General features: G+C 61.0%; 19 protein-coding genes and 3 pseudogenes. 16 read left to right on the plus strand and 6 right to left on the minus strand.

Annotation, left to right across the window (positions count from 1 at the left end):
* From WF331_RS22965 to WF331_RS22980, 4 genes are all read left to right on the plus strand, one after another.
* A partial coding sequence (locus WF331_RS22965; protein WP_340623322.1) for an RHS repeat-associated core domain-containing protein occupies positions 1-949 on the plus strand: 949 nt, incomplete at its 5' end.
* Positions 950-1,360: 411 nt separating this feature from the next.
* On the plus strand, positions 1,361-2,059 hold the full coding sequence (locus WF331_RS22970) for a colicin E3/pyocin S6 family cytotoxin (RefSeq protein ID WP_340623323.1): 699 nt from the start codon (positions 1,361-1,363) through the stop codon (positions 2,057-2,059).
* Entirely contained in the window at positions 2,056-2,304 is a 249-nt protein-coding gene (locus WF331_RS22975; protein ID WP_284397972.1) for a DUF7683 domain-containing protein, read from the plus strand. The genes WF331_RS22970 and WF331_RS22975 overlap by 4 nt, the downstream gene beginning before the upstream one ends.
* A gap of 476 nt (positions 2,305-2,780) precedes the next feature.
* Entirely contained in the window at positions 2,781-3,386 is a 606-nt protein-coding gene (locus WF331_RS22980; protein ID WP_340623334.1) for an START domain-containing protein, read from the plus strand.
* Between the two features lie 111 nt (positions 3,387-3,497).
* Here WF331_RS22980 and WF331_RS22985 read toward each other — a convergent pair whose 3' ends face one another.
* Positions 3,498-4,916, minus strand: coding sequence for an amino acid permease (locus tag WF331_RS22985; protein ID WP_041167696.1), 1,419 nt, complete (start codon positions 4,914-4,916; stop codon positions 3,498-3,500).
* Positions 4,917-5,259: 343 nt separating this feature from the next.
* Positions 5,260-5,682, minus strand: coding sequence for an Lrp/AsnC family transcriptional regulator (locus WF331_RS22990; RefSeq protein WP_016499380.1), 423 nt, complete (start codon positions 5,680-5,682; stop codon positions 5,260-5,262).
* Positions 5,683-5,873: 191 nt separating this feature from the next.
* Between WF331_RS22990 and WF331_RS22995 the strand changes: the two genes are divergently transcribed.
* Together WF331_RS22995 and ctlX are read left to right on the plus strand one after the other, a co-directional pair.
* Positions 5,874-6,926: an ornithine cyclodeaminase gene (locus tag WF331_RS22995; RefSeq protein ID WP_016499379.1), complete on the plus strand. Its 1,053-nt coding sequence runs from the start codon at positions 5,874-5,876 to the stop codon at positions 6,924-6,926.
* Positions 6,927-6,997: 71 nt separating this feature from the next.
* Positions 6,998-7,906, plus strand: coding sequence for a citrulline utilization hydrolase CtlX (gene ctlX / locus WF331_RS23000; protein WP_016499378.1), 909 nt, complete (start codon positions 6,998-7,000; stop codon positions 7,904-7,906).
* Between the two features lie 88 nt (positions 7,907-7,994).
* Here the strand turns inward: ctlX and WF331_RS23005 are convergent, their stop codons facing one another.
* Both WF331_RS23005 and ggt read right to left on the minus strand, forming a co-directional pair.
* A complete protein-coding gene (locus tag WF331_RS23005) occupies positions 7,995-8,876 on the minus strand; it encodes a LysR substrate-binding domain-containing protein (protein WP_016487399.1) in 882 nt (293 codons plus the stop codon).
* A 44-nt stretch (positions 8,877-8,920) separates the two neighbouring features.
* Entirely contained in the window at positions 8,921-10,711 is a 1,791-nt protein-coding gene (gene ggt / locus WF331_RS23010) for a gamma-glutamyltransferase (protein ID WP_016499376.1), read from the minus strand.
* 115 nt (positions 10,712-10,826) lie between these two features.
* Between ggt and WF331_RS23015 the strand changes: the two genes are divergently transcribed.
* The 4 genes and pseudogenes from WF331_RS23015 to WF331_RS23035 form a co-directional block, all read left to right on the plus strand.
* The gene (locus WF331_RS23015) at positions 10,827-11,477 is read left to right on the plus strand and encodes an ankyrin repeat domain-containing protein (protein WP_340623324.1); all 651 of its coding nucleotides are present in this window, start codon (positions 10,827-10,829) and stop codon (positions 11,475-11,477) included.
* 174 nt (positions 11,478-11,651) lie between these two features.
* Positions 11,652-11,726 (plus strand): annotated as a pseudogene (locus tag WF331_RS23020) (ankyrin repeat domain-containing protein); the annotation flags it as partial.
* Positions 11,727-11,900: 174 nt separating this feature from the next.
* Positions 11,901-11,975: pseudogene (locus WF331_RS23025) on the plus strand (ankyrin repeat domain-containing protein); the annotation flags it as partial.
* A 423-nt stretch (positions 11,976-12,398) separates the two neighbouring features.
* A pseudogene (locus tag WF331_RS23035) lies at positions 12,399-12,473 on the plus strand (ankyrin repeat domain-containing protein); the annotation flags it as partial.
* A gap of 140 nt (positions 12,474-12,613) precedes the next feature.
* Here the strand turns inward: WF331_RS23035 and pobA are convergent.
* Complete coding sequence (gene pobA / locus WF331_RS23040; RefSeq protein WP_016499374.1) at positions 12,614-13,801, minus strand: 4-hydroxybenzoate 3-monooxygenase; 1,188 nt, start codon at positions 13,799-13,801, stop codon at positions 12,614-12,616.
* A 172-nt stretch (positions 13,802-13,973) separates the two neighbouring features.
* On the opposite strand from pobA, the gene WF331_RS23045 reads away from it, so the two are divergent.
* The 3 genes from WF331_RS23045 to WF331_RS23055 all read left to right on the plus strand — a co-directional run bounded on the left by WF331_RS23045 (position 13,974) and on the right by WF331_RS23055 (position 16,361).
* Complete coding sequence (locus WF331_RS23045; protein ID WP_016499373.1) at positions 13,974-14,852, plus strand: helix-turn-helix domain-containing protein; 879 nt, start codon at positions 13,974-13,976, stop codon at positions 14,850-14,852.
* Positions 14,853-15,043: 191 nt separating this feature from the next.
* Positions 15,044-15,442: a MerR family transcriptional regulator gene (locus WF331_RS23050; RefSeq protein ID WP_016487404.1), complete on the plus strand. Its 399-nt coding sequence runs from the start codon at positions 15,044-15,046 to the stop codon at positions 15,440-15,442.
* A gap of 19 nt (positions 15,443-15,461) precedes the next feature.
* Positions 15,462-16,361, plus strand: a complete 900-nt coding sequence (locus tag WF331_RS23055) for a hydroxymethylglutaryl-CoA lyase (RefSeq protein ID WP_016499372.1) — start codon at positions 15,462-15,464, stop codon at positions 16,359-16,361.
* Between the two features lie 553 nt (positions 16,362-16,914).
* Here WF331_RS23055 and WF331_RS23060 read toward each other — a convergent pair.
* Positions 16,915-17,430, minus strand: a complete 516-nt coding sequence (locus tag WF331_RS23060) for an MgtC/SapB family protein (RefSeq protein WP_016499371.1) — start codon at positions 17,428-17,430, stop codon at positions 16,915-16,917.
* Between the two features lie 252 nt (positions 17,431-17,682).
* On the opposite strand from WF331_RS23060, the gene WF331_RS23065 reads away from it, so the two are divergent.
* The 3 genes from WF331_RS23065 (at position 17,683) to mapR (ending at position 20,907) form a co-directional block, all read left to right on the plus strand.
* On the plus strand, positions 17,683-17,922 hold the full coding sequence (locus WF331_RS23065) for a DUF3203 family protein (RefSeq protein WP_016499370.1): 240 nt from the start codon (positions 17,683-17,685) through the stop codon (positions 17,920-17,922).
* Positions 17,923-18,043: 121 nt separating this feature from the next.
* Positions 18,044-19,447 carry a cytochrome c oxidase accessory protein CcoG gene (gene ccoG / locus WF331_RS23070; RefSeq protein WP_016499369.1) on the plus strand — a complete coding sequence of 468 codons (1,404 nt, stop codon included), beginning with the start codon at positions 18,044-18,046 and terminating at the stop codon, positions 19,445-19,447.
* A 50-nt stretch (positions 19,448-19,497) separates the two neighbouring features.
* The gene (gene mapR / locus WF331_RS23075) at positions 19,498-20,907 is read left to right on the plus strand and encodes a GntR family transcriptional regulator MpaR (protein ID WP_016499368.1); all 1,410 of its coding nucleotides are present in this window, start codon (positions 19,498-19,500) and stop codon (positions 20,905-20,907) included.
* Positions 20,908-20,954 lie beyond the last annotated feature (47 nt).

Raw genomic sequence — 20,954 nt, forward strand, 5'->3', positions numbered from 1 at the left:
CTTTACCTGGTATGTGTGGGAAGGCGACACGCTGGCGTTCGAATGCCGGGACCGCGAGCGCCATGGGCGCAGCACGCACTATGTGTTCGAACCCGGCACCTTTGTGCCGGTGGCGCAGGCGGTGTCCAACCATGTGGTCGAGTTGATACCGCAGCCGGTGTATGTCTTCCCGTATGACATCGACAAGGATCCGGTGTGGCAGCACAAGCCGACACCCAAGCCGTTTGATGCGTTGGCCTGGTACCAGTGTGACCACCTGGGCACGCCCATGGAATTGACCGGCGAGGATGGCGAGATTGCCTGGCGCGGGACGTACAAGGCCTGGGGGTTGGCGGAGGAGACACGGAGCGACAAGGCGAAGTGGGGAGATATCCGGAATCCGCTACGCTTTCAGGGGCAGTATTGGGATGTTGAGACGGGGTTGCATTACAACCGATATCGTTACTATGACCCACAGATCGGACGGTTTATAGGAAAGGACCCGATTGGTTTCATAGGTGGGTTCAACAGTTATACTTATGCTTCGAACCCAATAGAATGGACTGACCCATATGGTCTAGCCGGAAACAGGGCAAATCGGCGAGCAGGAGCTATACTTCAAGATATTGATAGCAAAGGGGGTGGTCATGCTAACTCTCGACATGGCGCAGGTACCACGCTAGCTCAGCAAAAACACCGGGCCCTCACAGGAGTACCACCTGATTGCCCATGCATCAAAAATCCAAAGCCGACCGACTCAACGCGATTTTTAAATAATATCGACCAACTGGATGCAATCCAACGCGGCAATGCTCAAATAAACTCCAACGGCACTAACAGCGCAATGCTAAACATGAATCGTACAATTGGCGAAGGCTACCGTGCAGGCGGGGGCGCTCGCATTGAGACCTCAACTGCGATCATCGTTCGCAAAAACAACAACATTTTAACAGCCTACCCAAAGCTATAATGAAAACCGCAAACATAAACTACATCCATTTCTTATACTACCCCTTAATATCAATGACAGATGCAGAACTCAGCGAATTTGAAATAAACAACAAAGAACATAGATCCGAGCTCTTTCGCCTCATGAAAGAAACCTCTAATGGATTCGGCCCAAAAACAATGGAAAACATATCTAACTGCCTTGAGCATATAATATACACACAAAGCTATGAAAAGCATTGGCGCGACCTTGTACCGCACGAAATCCCCTTAGACGACGTGAAAAACAAAGATGAATTCATAAATCAACTCTTTCTCGCCCTCTTCCAGCGTACGCCATCACCAACCGATATTGACAACATATGCATCTCCCGGTTAGTCCCACTTCAAGGCTTGAACATTAAAGATTAAAAATTTGCCGATGGCGCAGGCGGTGTCCAACCAGGTGGTCGAGTTGATACCGCAGCCGGTGGTCTTCCCGTACGACATCGACAAGGATCCGGTATGGCAACACAAGCCGACACCCAAGCCGTTTGATGCGTTGGCGTGGTACCAGTGTGACCACCTGGGCACGCCGATGGAATTGACCGGCGAGGATGGCGAGATTGCTTGGCGCGGGACGTACAAGGCGTGGGGGTTGCCGGAGGAGACAGGGAGCGACAAGGCGAAGTGGGCGGATATCCGGAATCCGCTACGCTTTCAGGGGCAGTATTGGGACGTTGAGACGGGGTTGCACTATAACCGACATAGGTATTATGACTCCTTTACTGGCCGCTACGTCGGTAAAGACCCTATTGGCTTTGAGGGAGGTCTCACCCCCTATAAATACTGCCCCGCACCAACTCATTGGGTGGATCCGCTAGGACTAACCCAAAAATACATTCCCGCACCCAGTAGGCTTCCAGGATTTCCCGATGCAGTGCGAGCGAAGCCAACAATAGCGGTTCACGGTGGTGGGGGATTAAGGAAACGTTGGCACCTTCCTGATGGCTGCATATGCGAATGGGATTCACAACATGGTGAAATTGAAAAATATGATCGCAGAGGAAGACATCTTGGGGCATTTGACCCAGAGACAGGGGAACAGATACCAACCAAAAACCCTAAATCAGACCGGAGAGTTGAACCATGAATCCAAACGTAAAATATTCAATATCTGTATTTGACAAGCATAGTGAAAAATACATTGGAGAGCTTAACTTTATCAACCCCATCGAAATAGGCGAACTTCGCTTGCTACTAAAGATAGCCAACGATTCAGAGCAGCTTTATGATGACTACCCTATAGACTCCCTAGCAGCGGCTAAAATCGAAAAACTAACCGACAGCTCGCTTGATTTAAATAAATTGAGCACTTCCTCTCATGCGAAAGAATAGATTGATATTTAAGATTGACGACAAAAGGTCAGAACATGCAAAGTGAACGAGCGCGGGCTGATTTAGAGTGAAAATGCCAATCCCTTATTGGTTCGACCACGGATTGCAAGCAAGGCCATTTCACCTGGGACCTCCACAACCGCTTGCGCCGTTACGAAGATGACCGCCTGACCGTCAGCTTTGCCTACGACGCGCTGGGTCGTCGCCTGTACAAGAAATCCCACGCCAAGTACCGCGACCGGCGGCAAGCCGGCCCGGTATGGAACGAGAACCAGCGGCGCGAACTGGATGAACAGCTGGGGTGTGGCTTTACCTGGTATGTGTGGGAAGGCGACACGCTGGCGTTCGAATGCCGGGACCGCGAGCGCCACGGGCGCAGCACGCACTATGTGTTCGAACCCGGCACCTTTGTGCCGGTGGCGCAGGGGGTCGTTGTTACTCATACTGAAAAACCCATCCCCCACGCGGTACCGGCCATGAACCGCTGCCTGCTGCTCACTGCCCTGCTGCTGTGTGCCCCTGCCCCTGCCCCGGCCGCCGATGACTGGAACCTGGCCTACGACCGCGAAGGCATCCGCGTGTACCTCAGTGGCGCGGCTGACTCGTCCTACCAGCAATTTCGTGGTGTGAGCACCATGAAAGCCAGCGTGCGCACCCTCACCGACCTGCAAGAGAACCTGCGGGTAGCCTGCAAATGGCTATACGCCTGTGACCAGATGCGTTTGCTGGAAGTAGATGGCGCCAATACCTGGGTGTACCTGACCACCAACCTGCCGTGGCCGACGATGCCGCGGGACATTGTGCTGAAAGTGACCAGCGAACGCCTGGATGACGGCACCCTGCTGCGGCGCCTGAGTGCCGAGCCCGACAGGATCCCCGAGGTGGACGGCCTGATCCGGGTGCAGCATCTGAGCGGTGAATGGCGGATGAAACCACTGGGCGAGCGCGAGACGGAGGTGACCTACCAGTTGCAGGCCGACCCTGCCGGCGATGTGCCCGGCTGGCTGGCCAACAGGTTCGTGGTGGATGCACCGGTGGTGACGTTGCGGACGTTGCGGGCGGTTGCTGAACGCCAGCCTTGAGGTGTCTCGCCGGCAAGCCAGCGCCCACAGGTACAGCGCGAATCTTGCGACTCGCGCAGTCCAGGTGGGAGCTGGCTTGCCAACGATGGGCTGCACAGCAGTCCCATGGTGCTATGTAGCAGTCGCTGTCTGCGGTTGCGCAGAGGCCTTGGTCCTGCGTCGATAGGCGAGCAACAGGCCCGCATACCACAACGGCATCACGTACAACGCCGTGCGGGTGTCCGGCTCCAGGGCCAGCAGGCACAGCACGAAAATCAGGAACAGCTGCGCCAGCGCGGCGGTGACCTTGCCGCCGGGCAGCTTGAACCTGGACTGCTCATGCGCCTGCGGATTCTGTCGGCGGTAGGCGAAATAGGACAGCAGGATCAGCGACCAGGTAACGATGATCATCACCGCGGAAATGGTCGACACCAGGGTGAACACGGTCATCACTTCCGGGATCACGAACAGCAGCGTCAGCGCAATCGCCATGCACACCCCGGAAAACACCAGCGCCCGCACCGGCGTACCCGAGCCGGACAGACGCCCGAACGCCGTCGGCGCCTGTTGTTGGTGCGACAGGCCGTAGAGCATGCGCGAGCCCGAGTAGACGCCACTGTTGGCCGACGAGGCCGCAGAGGTCAGCACCACGAAGTTGATGATGCCAGCAGCAGCGGGCAACCCGCCAAGCAGGAACAATTCAACGAACGGGCTGCGGTTGGCCGGCACATTGGCCCAGGACACCACACTGATGATGCACACCAGCGAACAGATGTAGAAAAGCAGGATACGTACGGGGATGGTATTGATTGCCTTCGGCAGGGTCTTCTCGGGGTCTTTGGCCTCGGCCGCTGCGGTGCCGATAAGCTCGGTGCCGACGAAGGAGAAGATAGCGATCTGGAACCCGGCGAGGAAGCCAAGGATGCCATGCGGCATGACCACGCCAGGCGCCACAAGGTGGCTGAACGACGCCGTCACCCCGCCCGGCGAGGTATAGGAGGTGGCGACCATCACCAGGCCGGTTACCACCAGCAGCACGATGGCGACGATCTTGATCAGGCCGAACCAGAACTCCACTTCACCAAAGGCCTTCACCGCCAGCATGTTCAGGCCCAGCAACAGGAACATGGTGCCGAAAGCCGGTAGCCAGGTAGGCACATCGGGGTACCAGTACTGCACGAACCCTGCGACCACCACCACGTCGCCCACCGCCGCCACCACCCAGCTGAGCCAGTACGACCAGCTGAGAATGTAACCGGCCCGTGGCCCCAGGTAGTTGTGCACCAGGTCGGCGAACGATTCCATCTGCAGGTTGGCCAGCAGCATCTCGCCCATGGCGCGCATGATGCAGAACACAAAAAAACCGATGATGGCGTAGACGAGGATGATTGAAGTGCCAGACAGCGCAATGATCTTGCCCGAGCCCATGAACAAACCGGTACCAATGGCGCCACTGATCGAAATAAGCTGTATGTGTCGGTTTTCCAGCCGTCGCTTGAGCACTCGGCCCTCTTGCGGAGCTGCGCTTTGCGCATTGCACGTTTGATGCATAGTCGACCTCTTATTCTTTTTTGGTAAAACTTCAGCGCCCCGCGCCGCACCATTTAATTGGCACCAAGGTGCAAGTTCACTGTCATTGAAAATGATAAAAGCGCAGGTAATAACGAAAACGGACACTCACGCCCGACGCAACTTCGCTGCGGGCTTTTTTATTATTTGAAACGCACCTTGGGTGGTGCGCCTTGTACCGTTGCACGAAAACAGTTTCATTCTGCCAGTGGCCCGGGCCAAGCGGAACGCTACAGAATGCGCACAGCCCAAGGGATTTTTTGCACTGTGGAAAGCCTGGGTGACAGTTTGCGCAATGCGCCTGTCAAAAGGCCTGACCCAGCGGTCACATCTTGTAGGTGGAGAGCAGGATGCTGGTCTCGGTATTCTCGATGTGCGGGATGGAGCGAATGGTGTTAAGCGCCCGGTCGAACGCTTCAAGGGTGTCTGCGCGCAGCTCTGCCATCAGGTCCCAGCGGCCATTGGTGGTATGAATGGCCACCACGTTGGGGTGCCCACGCAGCGCGTGCTTGACCTCTGCGGCGTGGTGGCCGCTGATGCCGATGCTGGTGATCGCCCGCACGCCCTGGTCCAGCGCATCGGAGCGCAAGCGTACCGTGTAGCCGATGATCACGCCCTGCTCTTCGAGGCGGGTGATGCGGTTTTGCACCGTTGCCCTGGCCACCTTGAGTTTTTTTGCCAAGGTCAGCACGGGGGTACGTGCATTGTCCCGCAACAGCGCAATCAGTTCCCGATCGATAGTGTCCATATGCCTGCCAAATAATCAGATTGCTACTTTGGGGTGGCAGATTGTCTAGAAAGTTGGCGAAACTGGCAACCTGCATTCTTCCTGTTGACGCAACCTTTCATCAAAATGTTCGAGCCGGCGACACTTCGATAATCCTAAGCGCTCACCCTGCAATATCCAGAGGGCAGCGCACAATAACAAGGTGCAAGAGCATGACGTATTTCATTGATGTTCCAACCATGTCGGACTTGGTGCACGACATTGGCGTAGCGCCGTTCATAGGCGAGCTGGCTGCGGCCATTCGTGAAGACTTCAAACGCTGGCAGGAGTTTGATAAATCCGCACGGGTTGCCAGCCATTCGGAAGTGGGTGTGATCGAACTGATGCCGGTCGCCGACAACAGCCGCTACGCCTTCAAATACGTCAACGGCCACCCGGCCAACACCGCGCGTGACCTGCATACCGTGATGGCCTTCGGCGTATTGGCCGATGTCGAAACCGGCTACCCGGTGTTGCTGTCCGAACTGACCATTGCCACCGCCCTGCGCACTGCGGCTACCTCGCTGATGGCAGCCCAGGCACTGGCCCGACCGAACTCGCGCAAGATGGCGCTGATCGGCAACGGCGCGCAAAGCGAATTCCAGGCGCTGGCCTTCCACAAGCACCTGGGCATCGAAGAAATCATCGCCTACGACACCGACCCGCTGGCCACCGCCAAGCTGATTGCCAACCTCAAGGAATACAGCGGCCTCACCATTCGCCGGGCCGGCTCGGTGGCCGAGGCGGTGAAAGGCGTGGACATCATCACCACGGTCACTGCCGACAAGGCCTACGCCACCATCATCACCCCTGACATGCTCGAACCCGGCATGCACCTGAATGCCGTGGGGGGAGACTGCCCGGGCAAGACCGAACTGCACGCCGATGTGCTGCGCAACGCCCGGGTGTTCGTCGAGTACGAGCCGCAAACCCGTATCGAAGGGGACATCCAGCAGCTGCCCGCTGACTTCCCGGTGGTTGACCTGTGGCGTGTGCTGCGCGGCGAGACCGAGGGGCGCCAGAGCGACAGCCAGGTCACCGTATTCGACTCGGTGGGCTTCGCCCTGGAAGACTACACCGTACTACGTTACGTACTACAGCAGGCCGAAAAGCGCGGCATGGGCACGAAGATCGACCTGGTGCCATGGGTGGAAGACGACCCGAAAGACCTGTTCAGCCACACCCGCGGCCGCGCTGCCAAAAGCCGCATCCGACGCGTTGCCTAACCCCGCTTCCTACCCGGTACTTCCAGATGGCATTCCCGACGCGTTCGATTCAAGCACCTGCAGCAGTGGTCATGGTCAGGCCACATGCGTTCACCCCCAACCCGGAAACCGCAGCCGACAACTCATTCCAGCGCAGCAACCCCAGCCTCGCCGCACAGGCGCTCGCCGAGGTTGCCCGTGATGAAGTCACCCAGGCCGTCGGCCGCCTCGAGGCCGAAGGCGTACGCGTACACCTGTTCGACGATTTTGGCGAGCACAACACCCCGGACTCGGTGTTCCCCAACAACTGGTTCTCGACCCACCCCGGTGGGCATATCGCGATCTACTCGATGTACTCGCGCAACCGCCGCCGCGAGCGGCGCGCCGATGTGATCGAGATGCTCAAGAATGAGTACCGCGTGCAGGATGTAATCGATTATTCAGGGCTGGAGCAGGACGAGCTGTTCCTCGAAGGGACCGGCGCCATGGTATTCGACCACCTGTCGCGGGTGGCTTACACCGCACGCTCCAACCGTGCCGACCCGATTGCCCTGGAGCGCTTCAGCACGCACTTCAACTTCGAGCCGATGGTATTCGACACTGCCGACGAGCAAGGCACGCCGATCTACCACACCAACGTACTGATGTGCGTGGCGACCGAGTTTGCACTGGTGGGTTTTGGCACGTTCACCAACAAGGCGCGGGCCGAGGAAGTGCGCATGCGGCTGATCGAATCGGGCCGCGATGTGATTGACTTGAGCAACCAGCAGATCGGCCAGTTTGCCGGTAATGCCATCGAACTGTCCGGGCGTGACGGGCGTATTCTGGCGCTGTCACGCAAGGCCTTCGACAGCCTGACCAGCGAGCAACGCCGGCGCATCGAGCGCTCGGCGCGGCTGGTGCCACTGGACGTGCCGACCATTGAGATGGCCGGCGGCTCGGTGCGCTGCATGATTGCCGGCATTCACCTGTCGCCACGCCTGGCGGCGGCTTGCGCCTGACCCATCCACCCTCGGCCGACTCGATCTCCTGTGGGAGCGGCCCTGCCGGGGCGCCCCCACAAAGACCGCGTCAGTTCGTAAGGCCGTGTCAGATCCCGCCGCCCGCCAGCAGTTGCGTCATGACCTCGGCCAACGCCTTGACCATCACATCCGCTGTCGGCCGGTGGACGATGACGATTTCATAGCTGTCGACCTCCGGTAGCCCCTGCCCTGCCCCCAGCACCCGGTGCTCACCCGTGGCTGCCCTTGGTGGCAGCAGGCTGATGCCCATGCCATCGGCAACTGCCGCCTGGATACCGCTGAGGCTGGAACTGGTGAAACTGATGCGCCAGCGCCGGCCCATGCTTTCGATAGCGTTGATCATGTCCTCGCGGTACAAGCCGCGCGGCGGGAAGGTAACCAGCGGGATCGGGTCCAGCTCGAAGGCGGGGGTGCGCGCACTGTCGATCCATTGCAGGCGCTCGGGCCAGCAAGCCACGCCCTCCCGGGTGTTGCGCCGCTGCTTGAGCAGCACCAAGTCGAGTTCACCGTTGTCGTAGGCTTGGCTGAGGTCGCGGCACAGGCCGCTGGTCACTTCCAGTTTCACTTGCGGGTGCAGCCGGCTGAAGGCCGACAGCGCATTGGTGGTGCGCCCGCCAACGAAGTCCTCGGGCACGCCCAGGCGTACGGTGGTGCCGACCATCGCCCCGGCCAGGGCTTCGAGCATCTGGTCATTCAGCGCCAGCATGTGCCGCGCGTAGCCGAGCAAGGTCTGCCCGGCGTCGGTTGGTAGCACATCGCGGTTACCCCGCACCAACAGGCGATGGCCGACCATGTCTTCCAGGCGGCGCACCTTCTGGCTGATGGTCGATTGGGTCGAGTGCAGGCGCGCCGCCGCCGTGGTGAAGCTACCGCAATCGGCCACCACCACAATGGCGCGTAGCAGGTCGAGGTCGAACAGGGCTCTATTCGATTTCACGCTGATAGACATCTTGGTATTCAACTGCGGAATGGCAAGACTGCGTTCTATCACGGCTAGTCGCCAAGGGCCACACCTTCCCGCCGAGGGTCGGCGCCACCGGACCAGCCATCGCCGCTGCGCTGGATGATCTGCATGCCGCTGGTCATGGTCATCGGCGTGACCTCATGGCCCCAGGCTGCCAATTGGCGGATCAGCGATTGGCTGGCCAGCCCGGCTTCCACTTCAGTGCCGGCATTGCGGCTGCCGAAGTTGGGCAGGCCGGCCGCCTGCTGCGGGTCGAGCTGCCAATCCAGCAAGCCGATCAGCGCCTTGTTCACGTAGCCAATGATCTGCGAGCCCCCTGGCGAACCAAGGCTGGCCACAAGCTCGCCAGAGGCCCGCGAAAACACCAGCGTCGGCGCCATCGCTGACAGTGGCCGCTTGCCCGGCTGCACCCGATTGGCCACGGGCTTGCCGTGTTCCCGGGGGATGAACGAGAAGTCCGTCAGATGATTGTTGAGCAGGAAGCCCTTGACCATCAGGTGCGAACCGAACGCGGCCTCCACCGAGGTGGTCATGGCCAGTGCCTGACCATTGTCATCCACTGCGCTGAGGTGCGAAGTGGAAACGCGCAAAGGCGAGCGATCGGGTGCCAGGGCCAGGTCGGCGCCTTGCGGCTGGCCAGGGCGAGCGCGCTTCATGCTGTGCTCGCCGATCTGCGCTGCTCGGCGGGCCAGGTAGGCGGGGTCGGTCAGGGCCTTGACCGGGACCGGCACGTAATCACTGTCGGCCAGGTACTGAGCGCGGTCGGCGTAGGCCAGGCGCTCGGCCTCGGCGATCAGGTGCACGGCCAGCGGCGGTGCCTCCAGGCCTGCCGGGGACGCGCTCGCCAACGGCCGCAGCGCCGCCAGGTCGCGTTGTGGCGTGGCGCGCTGCACGGCTTCAAGCATGCCCAGCGTCTGCAACACCGTCACCCCACCCGACGAGGGCGGCGGCATGCCGCAGACGCGCCAGGCCTTGTAGGTGCCGCACACCGGCTCGCGCTCTTTGGCGGTGTACTGCTCAAGGTCCTGCAACGACAGGTAACCGGCATTGGTATGGCTGCGCACCTTGGCCACGATGGCCCCGGCGATTTCACCGGTGTAGAACGCCTGGGGCCCGTGCGCGGCAATCTGCTCGAACGTTTGCGCAAGTTCAGGGTTGCGCAACCTCGTGCCCACCGGCAGCGGCTTGCCGTTTTTATCCAGGAAGTAGCGCGCCATGGCCGGTGACCGGGCGATATACGGGTCGCCCGCCACCAGGGTGTGGAGGCGTTCGGAAACGGGGAAACCGTTACGTGCCAACGCGATGGCCGGGGCAAAGAGTTGCTGCCAAGGCAGCTTGCCGTGCTGCTCGTGAGCCAGTTTCAGCGCGCGCAGTACCCCCGGCACACCCACTGAGCGCCCGCCGATCTGCGCCGACCTGAACGGCATCGGTGAACCATTGGCTTGCAAGAACAGTTGCTCCGTTACCTGCGCCGGGGCTGCCTCGCGGCCGTCGAAAGCCTGAACACGTTTGCCGTCCCAGTAGAGGATAAAAGCCCCACCACCGATGCCGCTGGATTGCGGCTCTACCAAGGTCAGCACCATTTGCATGGCGATGGCCGCGTCGATGGCGCTGCCACCGTCACGCAGCATCGCCCGCCCCGCTTCGGTGGCCAGCGGGTTGGCAGCGGCGGCCATATGCCGGCTGGCGTGCACCGGCTGCAGGCCAGTGCGGTAGCCGGAGGCCAGTTCGGGTGGCGCGGGCAACACTTGCTCGGCACAGGCCCACCCACTCGCGATCGCCAGGCACAGCGCGCTCATCAGCGATGTGGAGAACTTCATCGTTTTGCTTCCTGCTTTGTCTATTCAGCAGACCACTGTCGGTCATGCGCAAACTTAACTTCAAGACTTTGTGCGATTTTTCTAGGATGCAGGCAGGTCAATCAGGAGCCACTCCATGCGTAGATCACTCACAACCATGCTGTTCGCCCTGCTCACCAGCCTTGCCGCCCACGCCGAGAACACCACCATGGACAACCGCCTGCACAACGCCGCCCGCCAGGACGACGTGCGCACCCTGCAACAGTTGCTGACAGAAGGTGCCCGGCTGGAAAGCCGTGATGAGCAGGGGCGCACTGCCCTGCTGGTGGCCACCCACGGCAACCAGGTGGCGGCGGCGCAAGCACTGATCCAGGCCGGTGCCGACGTGAACGCCAAAGACAATATCGATGACAGCCCTTATCTGTATGCCGGCGCCCGAGGCCTGAACGATATCCTGCGGCTGACCCTGAGCCACGGTGCCAACCTCAAGAGCACCAACCGCTACGGGGGGACTGCGTTGATCCCTGCGGCCGAGCGCGGCCATGTCGAGACGGTGCAGATGCTGATCGATGCCGGGGTGGACGTGAACCACCTGAACCGCCTGCACTGGACCGCGCTTATGGAGGCAGTGATCCTGGGGGATGGCGGACCGCGGCATGTGGAGATTGTGCGCCGGCTGCTGGCGGCGGGGGCGGACCGGCACATTGCCGACAAGGATGGGGTCACCGCGCTGGAGCATGCGCGTCAGCGAGGGTACCGGGAGACGGAGGCGTTGCTGGCCCAGTAGGCAAGGTTTGCATGGCACGGGCTACGCCCGTGATCGCCGGCAAGCCAGCTCCCACGTTGACCGCATCGTATTCAAGTCATGTGCAGTACCTGTGGGAGCTGGCTTGCCGGCGATGGGGCCAGCACAGGCAGCAAAGACCCTAAGACTACTTCTTCGTACGGCAGCCCCACATACAAGGATGGGGTCACCGCGCTGGAGCATGCGCGTCAGCGAGGGTACCGGGAGATGGAGGCGTTGCTGGCCCAGTAGGCAAGGTTTGCATGGCACGGGCTACGCCCGTGATCGCCGGCAAGCCAGCTCCCACGTTGACCGCATCGTATTCAAGTCATGTGCAGTACCTGTGGGAGCTGGCTTGCCGGCGATGGGGCCAGCACAGGCAGCAAAGACCCTAAGACTACTTCTTCGTACGGCAGCCCCACATACAAGGATGGGGTCACCGCGCTGGAGCATGCGCGTCAGCGAGGGTACCGGGGGATGGAGGCGCTGCTGGCCCAGTAGGCAAGGTTTGCATGGCACGGGCTTCGCCCGTGATCGCCGGCAAGCCAGCTCCCACATTGGCCGCATCGCATCCAAGTCATGTGCAGTACCTGTGAGAGCAGGCTTGCCGGCGATGGGGCCAGGACAGGCAGCACAGAACCTCAGACTACTTCTTCGTACGGCAGCCCCACATACAAGGATGGGGTCACCGCGCTGGAGCATGCGCGTCAGCGAGGGTACCGGGGGATGGAGGCGCTGCTGGCCCAGTAGGCAAGGTTTGCATGGCACGGGCTTCGCCCGTGATCGCCGGCAAGCCAGCTCCCACATTGGCCGCATCGCATCCAAGTCATGTGCAGTACCTGTGAGAGCAGGCTTGCCGGCGATGGGGCCAGGACAGGCAGCACAGAACCTCAGACTACTTCTTCGTACGGCAGCCCCACATACAAGGATGGGGTCACCGCGCTGGAGCATGCGCGTCAGCGAGGGTACCGGGAGATGGAGGCGTTGCTGGCCCAGTAGGCAAGGTTTGCATGGCACGGGCTACGCCCGTGATCGCCGGCAAGCCAGCTCCCACGTTGACCGCATCGTATTCAAGTCATGTGCAGTACCTGTGGGAGCTGGCTTGCCGGCGATGGGGCCAGCACAGGCAGCACAGAACCTCAGACTACTTCTTCGTACGGCAGCCCCACATAGTTCTCGGCAATGTTCAGCAAGCCCGCCGGGGAGTTCAGGAAGTACTCGCGGTCAGCCTCCTGCATCTTCTGGTCCCAAGCATCCTTGTGGCTGCCGAAGTCATGCAGCAGCTGGGTCATGAACCAGCTGAAACGCTCGCCTTTCCATACCCGGCGCAGGGCCAGCGGCGAATACTGCTCAAGCAGGTCGGTACGACCTTCGCGGTATACCTTGACCAAAATGCGGTAGAGGTAGTTGACGTCCGAGGCTGCCAGGTTCAGGCCTTTGGCACCGGTGGGTGGGACGATGTGCGCGGCGTCACCTACCAGGAACAGGTGGCCATACTGCATGGGTTCGACTACCAGGCTGCGCAGCGGCGCGATGCTTTTTTCCAGCGCTGGGCCAGTCACCAGATCAGCTGCTACGTCGGCGGGCAAACGGGCTTTGAGTTCGTCCCAGAAACGCTCGTCAGACCACGCCTCGACACGGTCCTGCAAAGGTACCTGCAGGTAGTAGCGGCTGCGTGTCTGCGAACGTTGGCTGCACAACGCGAAGCCACGTTCGTGGTGCGCATAGATCAGCTCGTGATTGACCGGCGGTGTGTCCGACAGCAGGCCCAGCCAGCCAAATGGATAAACCCGCTCGTACTGTTTCAGCACGCCCTCAGGGATGCTCTGTCGCGAAACGCCATGGAAGCCGTCACAGCCAGCGATATAGTCGCAGTCCACCCGGTGCACCCGGCCATCTTTTTCGAAGGTCAGATATGGCTTCTCGCCCTTAAGCTCATGCGGCTGGACATTGCTGGCGGCATAGATGATCGGTGCACCTGTGGCTTCACGGGCCTGCATCAGGTCACGGGTGACTTCGGTCTGGCCGTACACCATCACCGTCTTGCCACCTGTCAGGGCTTTGAGATCCAGGCGTTGACGGCGCCCGCCAACCAGCAACTCGACACCTTCGTGCACCAGGCCTTCACGGTCCATGCGCTCGGCCACACCGGCTTCGCGCAGCAGATCGACCGTGCCTTGCTCCAGCACACCAGCGCGGATGCGGCCAAGTACATACTCGGGCGTCTGGCGCTCTACGATGACGTTATCGATACCGGCCTTGTGCAGCAGTTGGCCCAGCAGCAGGCCAGACGGGCCTGCGCCAATAATTGCAACCTGAGTTTTCATTGTTGTTGTCTCTGTTCGGACGATGCCGGCCCTGGACTGGCAGTGGGGCGGCATCTGCTGTTAGGGTTTGCCCTTGCATTTTTACTGGCAAAAAATGCCCATTAAGTGTGCTATTCCATGAATAACCTGCACTTTTACAAAAATCGTTCGATTAACGGACAGGCTTGCCCGCATGAAATCCACCCTCCCCGGCGTCCCGTTGTTCAAGCTGTATGGTGAAAACACGGCCTGGCCCGGCACCGACCTGTTGCACTGCGAGTCCATCCCGGCACGTAGCCGTTTGCACCACTGGGAAATCAAGCCGCATCAGCATGCCGAACTGTTCCAGCTCCTTTACGTACAGCGCGGCCAGGCCCAGGTTGAGGTCGAAGGCGTGCGCAGTGCCATCGGCGAGGCGGCGATCCAGGTGGTGCCGCCGATGACCGTGCATGGCTTTCGCTTCAGTGCCGATATCCAGGGGTATGTGCTGACCTTTGGCACCGCACTGGTGGCGAACCTGGAACAGCGCCTGGGCGCGCCCCTGACGGTGCTTGCGAAACCGGCGTGTTACCCGCTGGGCCAGGACCGCGTGCACCTGCGCAGCCTGATCAGCACCTTGCAGCAGGAATACCAGGGCAATGCCCCCGCGCGGGCGGCCATGCTCGAAGCGCTGGTCACCGCGCTGATGGTGTGGATCAGCCGCCGCCAGCAGCTGGGTCAAGCGCCGCGAAATCGGGATGAGCGTGACCGCCAGTTGTTGGGGCAGTACCTGCGACTGGTCGAAGCGCATTACCGCGAGCACCTGTCGATGGAGGACTTCGCCGCGCGACTGAATATTCCGAGCCTGCAACTGAACCAGTTGTGCCGGGCGCTGAGTGGGCAGACTGCGCTGCAGGTGCTGCACCAGCGTTTGTTGCTGGAGGCGCGTCGCAACCTGGTTTACACGCGGATGAGCATCGGGCAGCTGTCGGACAGCCTGGGGTTCACCGACCCGACGTACTTTGCCCGCTGGTTCAAGCGCTTGAGTGGGCAGACGCCCAATGGCTATCGTCGGTCGGTGCAGCCGGAATGAAATGTGGTTACCTGCATCGGCCTCTTCGCGGGCCTGCCCGCTCCCACAGGGATTGCGTCAGGCCCGCAAGCGTCGCACTTCTGTGGGAGCGGGCAGGCCCGCGAAGAAGGCAACACGCATCTTCAGCCCCTGCTTGACGTATACGTCAACCTGCAGTCAGGATAACCGCATACCCCACGCCGAGCCCCAGCATGAGCACCCAGACCTACAGCATCTCCGACCTGTCCCGCGAGCTGGACATCACCACCCGTGCCATCCGTTTCTATGAGGAGCAGGGCCTGCTGAGCCCCGAACGCCGAGGCCTGGAACGTATCTACACGGCGCGCGACAAGGTCAGCCTGAAGCTCATCCTGCGCGGCAAGCGCATCGGCTTTTCGCTGGCCGAGTGCCGCGAGCTTATCGAGCTGTACGACCCCACCAGCGGCAACCTCAAACAGCTCAACAGCATGCTGGCGAAAATCGCCGAACGGCGCGCCCAGCTGGAACAGCAGATGCTTGACATCCACCAGATGCAACTGGAACTGGACACCGCCCAGGAGCGCTGTGAACAAGCCCTGGCCGCCACCCTGAACAACAAAGACAACCGCTGAACGCCACAGGAAACCCGCCATGTCCTTGCCCAAAGAAGTCCGTCTGGTCGAAGTAGGCCCCCGCGACGGTTTGCAGAACGAAGCCCAGCCCATCAGCGTTGCCGACAAGGTGCGCCTGGTGGACGACCTTACCGCAGCGGGCCTGGCCTATATCGAGGTGGGCAGCTTCGTCTCGCCCAAGTGGGTGCCACAGATGGCCGGTTCCGCCGAGGTGTTCGCCGGTATCCAGCAGCGCCCCGGTGTGACGTATGCGGCGCTGGCGCCAAACCTGCGCGGCTTCGAGGACGCCCTGGCTGCAGGGGTGAAGGAAGTGGCGGTGTTCGCAGCGGCCTCTGAAGCGTTCTCCCAGCGCAACATCAACTGCTCGATCAGCGACAGCCTCAAGCGCTTCGAACCGATCATGGAGGCCGCGCGCAGCCATGGTGTGCGCGTGCGCGGCTATGTGTCGTGCGTACTCGGCTGCCCCTATGAAGGCAAGGTCAGCGCCGAACAGGTGGCCCCGGTGGCCCGCGCCCTGCATGACATGGGCTGTTACGAGGTGTCGCTGGGCGACACCATTGGCACAGGTACCGCCGGCGATACCCGGCGCCTCTTCGAGGTGGTTTCCGCCCTGGTACCGCGCGGGCAACTGGCCGGGCACTTCCATGATACCTATGGCCAGGCATTGGCCAACGTCTATGCCAGCCTCCTCGAAGGTATCAATGTGTTTGACAGCTCGGTGGCAGGGCTGGGTGGCTGCCCTTATGCCAAAGGCGCTACCGGCAACATCGCCACGGAAGATGTGGTGTACCTGCTGCAGGGGCTGGGCATTGCTACCGGTATCGACCTGGACAGGCTGATCGCCGCCGGCCAACGCATCAGCGATGTGCTCGGCCGCAGCAATGGGTCGCGGGTAGCGCGGGCGCGCAATGCGCAGTAACGCGCAGGAAGTCACACGGGTGTCACATACATGTGGGTGAAGTGTTACCGGCCCCACGTTCCACAGCAAAAAATCGGGTAACAGGGAAACAAATCGACAAAATTTCAGGCCTGGCGATTTCGACGAAATCGCCAGGTGCTTGATTTTAAAGGACTTTAAAAAGTTGGCACGCACCCTGCTATATCTTTGGTACAAGAACAAAAAAAATGTGACACCCAATAAAAACAACAGGTAACGGCTCTGACATAACAAGAACAACACGGCAGAGGCGTAGCAAGCAGATCTTTTTGGAGTCGACACGCTTTTCAGGGGTACGCCCCGCGGTCTGGCACAGAACAATAAAACTACCTCAAGGTAGCTACAGCCAGGTTCGGATCAATGATGAAAGCAGGTCAGCGCTCAAAAAAATACGTTTGCTCTTGACCCCGCATGGGGGTCGCTCGCACCACCAAGGCAGGCTGACAAAAACAACAAAAAGCCGGTCTCAATAATAAAAAAAGAGCAAGCAGCAACGCTTTGGGGGGAGCTTCGGCTCCCCTTAGTGCTTCCTGCCTTAGTGCTTCCTGCCCTCCTCCTCCTGCTTCTCCTCGTTCTGTCCTTCGACCTTCTCCACCAGCAACGGCATCGTGCCCAGTACCAGCAGGGCCAGTACCGTGCTGATCAACGCCGTTGCTTCGCGGCCCATGCCGGCAGCCGTACCGATGGCAGCGGTCATCCATAGCCCTGCGGCGGTAGTCAGGCCTTTCACATGGCTGGTGTCCTGGCCGTTTCCCTTGAGGATGGTGCCTGCACCCAGAAAGCCGATACCGGCGACGATGCCCTGGATCACCCGGCTTAGCGCCTGCTCATCAGCCCCGGCCATGCTGGGTGCCAGCACGAACAGCGCGGCGCCCAGCGAGACCAGCATGTGGGTGCGTACCCCGGCGGATTTACCCTTGTGTTCGCGCTCGAAGCCCAGCACCGCGCCAAGTATGGCTGCCATCAGCAGGCGCACGAGAATGCGAGTGACCTCGCGCTCATCGGTGACATCGGCGAATTCGGCCTGGATAGCTTGCCAGATAACGTCCATTACAGTTGTCCCCATGCTGAGCATTGTGTGGCCAGGTCCGGCCTTTTCGCGGGCATGCCCGCTCCCACAAGTAATGCACAGTTCTTGATACGTGTGGTGACCTGTGGGAGCGGGCGTGCCCGCAAAGCGGCCGGCCAGCCCTATGCAAGGGTTGACCTCTGTACACAGGGCAAAGTGCCGCTCAGCCTGTTGATGCAGCAACCAGCCCCTCACTGTGGTCCACCCTGTAACCACCAGCAGGAGCACGTCACCATGCCCATTGAAATCGACGAAGCCACCCAACGCTGCACCTTGATCGGCGAAGACCTGCGCATCGAGGGTGATGGCCCCGATATCGAAATCATCACCGACGAACAACTGCGCATGTCTGTGGCCTTGCTCGCAGGCCAACGCGTGCCCATCACCGAATCCGAGGCCGATGCACTGACCGTGGCGGGTGCGGTGGATAGCCGCAGGCATCTGAAGACCAGCGTGCCAGGCTCGGTGATCTAAGGCCTGGCGGGGCCGAGCGGTTAATCTGATACGGTTTTTATCGCAAAATCTGAGCCTGTGCTGATAACAGCCTCAGGGCCATAGTGCTCATGCCTGATCGAGGCCTGATGAGCACCGAACCATGAATAACAGAATCCCTTTTACAGAGATCGCCGCCGCCCCAGCCAGCCAACAACCGCGACGCATCGACAGTGGCATTCACACCCGCAGCTTTACCGGGCTGTACCGTAGCCTGCGCATCGGCTTTGCCGGGGCCCTGTTCGTGCTGTTTTTTGGCACTGCCTGGCTGAACTGGAATGGCCGCCAAGCCGTGCTGTGGGACTTGGGTGAAAGCAAATTCCACATCTTTGGCGCCACCTTCTGGCCACAGGATTTCATCCTGCTGTCGGCGCTGCTGATCATCTGCGCATTCGGCCTGTTCGCCATTACCGTGTACGCCGGCCGCGTGTGGTGCGGCTACAGCTGCCCACAAAGCACCTGGACCTGGCTGTTCATGTGGTGCGAAAAGGTAATGGAAGGTGACCGCAACCAGCGCATCAAGCTTGCCGCCGCGCCGTGGAGCCTGAACAAACTGGCGCGCCGCACCCTGAAACACAGCCTGTGGCTGGCCATCGGTGTAGTCACCGGGCTGACCTTCGTCGGCTACTTCACCCCAATCCGCCCACTGGCCGCAGAACTGTTCACGTTGCAATTGGGCGGCGTGGCGCTGTTCTGGGTGCTGTTTTTCACCGCTGCCACCTACATAAACGCAGGCCTGCTGCGCGAAGCGGTGTGCCTGCACATGTGCCCGTATGCGCGCTTCCAGGCGGTGATGTTCGACAAGGACACCCTGGCGGTTGCCTATGACCCGCGCCGTGGTGAAGCCCGCGGCCCGCGCAAGAAAGGCAGTGACGTTGGCGCACAAGGCCTCGGCGACTGCATCGACTGCACGCTATGCGTGCAAGTGTGCCCTACCGGCATCGATATCCGCGATGGTTTGCAAATGGCCTGCATCGGATGCGCGGCGTGCATCGACGCCTGCGACGGGGTGATGGACAAGATGGGTTACGCCCGCGGGTTGATCGGTTACAAGTCCGAACACAGTTTGCAGGGCGGCACCACCCACTGGCTGCGCCCGCGCCTGCTGGGCTACGTCGCTGCACTCGGGGTGATGATCGCAGCACTGGTGGTGGCCTTGCAGATGCGCCCGATGGTTTCGCTGGATGTGATCAAGGACCGCGGCCTGTTCCGGGAAAACGCCCACGGCCAGATCGAGAACATCTACCTGCTCAAGGTCATCAACAAGACCGAGCGCACTCAGCACTATGCGCTGCGCCTGCTGGACGCTGACGGTTTCACCTTGCAGGGCACCACCGCATTGGTGATCCCGGCTGGCGAAATGAGCGAACTGCCGGTATCGGTGGCGATGCTGGCCGAGCGCCCGGCCAGCAGCTCGCAAACGCTGAGCTTCGAAATCAGCGAGCGCGACGACCCTGCCATCCGCAGCGTGGCCCAAAGCCGCTTCGTCGCACCGATGAACCGCTGATCCCTTACACTGACTCCACCTTGCCTGCCAGGCTTCGACAGAAGGCCAGAATGAAACGCTACGAACGCTTCGCCGACGACATTGCCGAACTGATCCGCTCCGGGGTCCTGGGCCCCGGCCAACGCGTGCCTTCGGTACGCTACGCCAGCCAGACCCACGGGGTCAGCCCGTCCACCGTGTTCCAGGCCTACTACCTGCTGGAGCGGCGCGGGCTGATCCGTGCCCGGCCGCGCTCGGGTTATTTCGTCAACGCCCACGCCCCGCGCCAGTTCAGCGAGCCGCAGGCATTGCAGCCGGTCAGTGAGTCGACGGACGTGGACGTCAGCGGCCTGGTGTTCTCGATCCTCGACTCGATCAAGGACCCCAACACCATACCGTTCGGCTCAGCCTTCCCCAGCCCCGAACTGTTTCCGCTGCAGCGCCTGTCGCGCTCGCTGGCCAGCGCCAGCCGCAGCATGGACCCGCGCATGGTGGTGACCGACCTGTCGCCCGGCAACCCGCAGCTGCGCCGGCAGATTGCCCTGCGCTACATGGTTGGTGGGCTGATGCTGCCGATGGAAGAGCTGTTGATCACCAACGGTGCACTGGAAGCCTTGAACCTGTGCCTGCAGGCAGTTACCCAACCGGGCGACCTGGTGGCCATCGAAGCCCCCGCCTTCTATGCCTGCCTGCAAGTGCTGGAGCGGCTGAAGCTCAAGGCTGTGGAAATCCCCGTGCACCCGCGCGAAGGCATGGACCTGGGGGTACTGGCACAGACGCTGGAAAAGCACCCGGTAAAGGCCGTGTGGTGCATGACCAACTTCCAGAACCCGGTAGGCGCCAGCATGCCGGAGGCGAAAAAACAGGCGCTGGTGGAACTGCTGGCGCGTCACCAGGTGCCGTTGATCGAAGACGACGTGTACGCCGAGCTGTACTACTCGCAGCAGGCACCCAAACCGGCCAAGGCCTTCGACACCCAAGGCCTGGTCATGCACTGCGGCTCGTTCGCCAAAAGCCTGGCACCCGGTTACCGCATCGGCTGGGTGGCGGCCGGGCGTTTTGCGCAGAAGATCGAGCGGCTGAAACTGATGACTTCGCTGTGTGCCTCGATGCCGGCCCAGGCAGCGATAGCCGACTACCTGCAACACGGTGGCTATGACCGCCACCTGCGCAAGCTACGCTACGCCCTTGAAGGCCAACAGGCCAACATGCTGGCCGCCATCGCCCGCCACTTCCCGGCGCAGACACGGGTCAGCCAGCCCTCGGGTGGCTACTTCCTGTGGCTGGAACTGCCCGAGCAGATGGATGCCCTCAAGCTGTTCCACATGGCCCTGGCCCAGGGCATCAGCATCGCCCCGGGGCCGATCTTTTCGCCCACCCGCCGCTTCGGCAACTGCATCCGCCTCAACTACGGCAGCCCCTGGCATGACGGTGCTGAACGGGCCATGGAGACACTCGGGCGAATCATTCGCTCGTTCTGATCGCTCCAAGCCTGAAGGGCGACTATAGTTGCCCGATCCTTTCATAG

The sequence above is a fragment of the Pseudomonas sp. YNh genome (genome assembly GCF_037993085.1).
Taxonomy (GTDB): domain Bacteria; phylum Pseudomonadota; class Gammaproteobacteria; order Pseudomonadales; family Pseudomonadaceae; genus Aquipseudomonas; species Aquipseudomonas putida.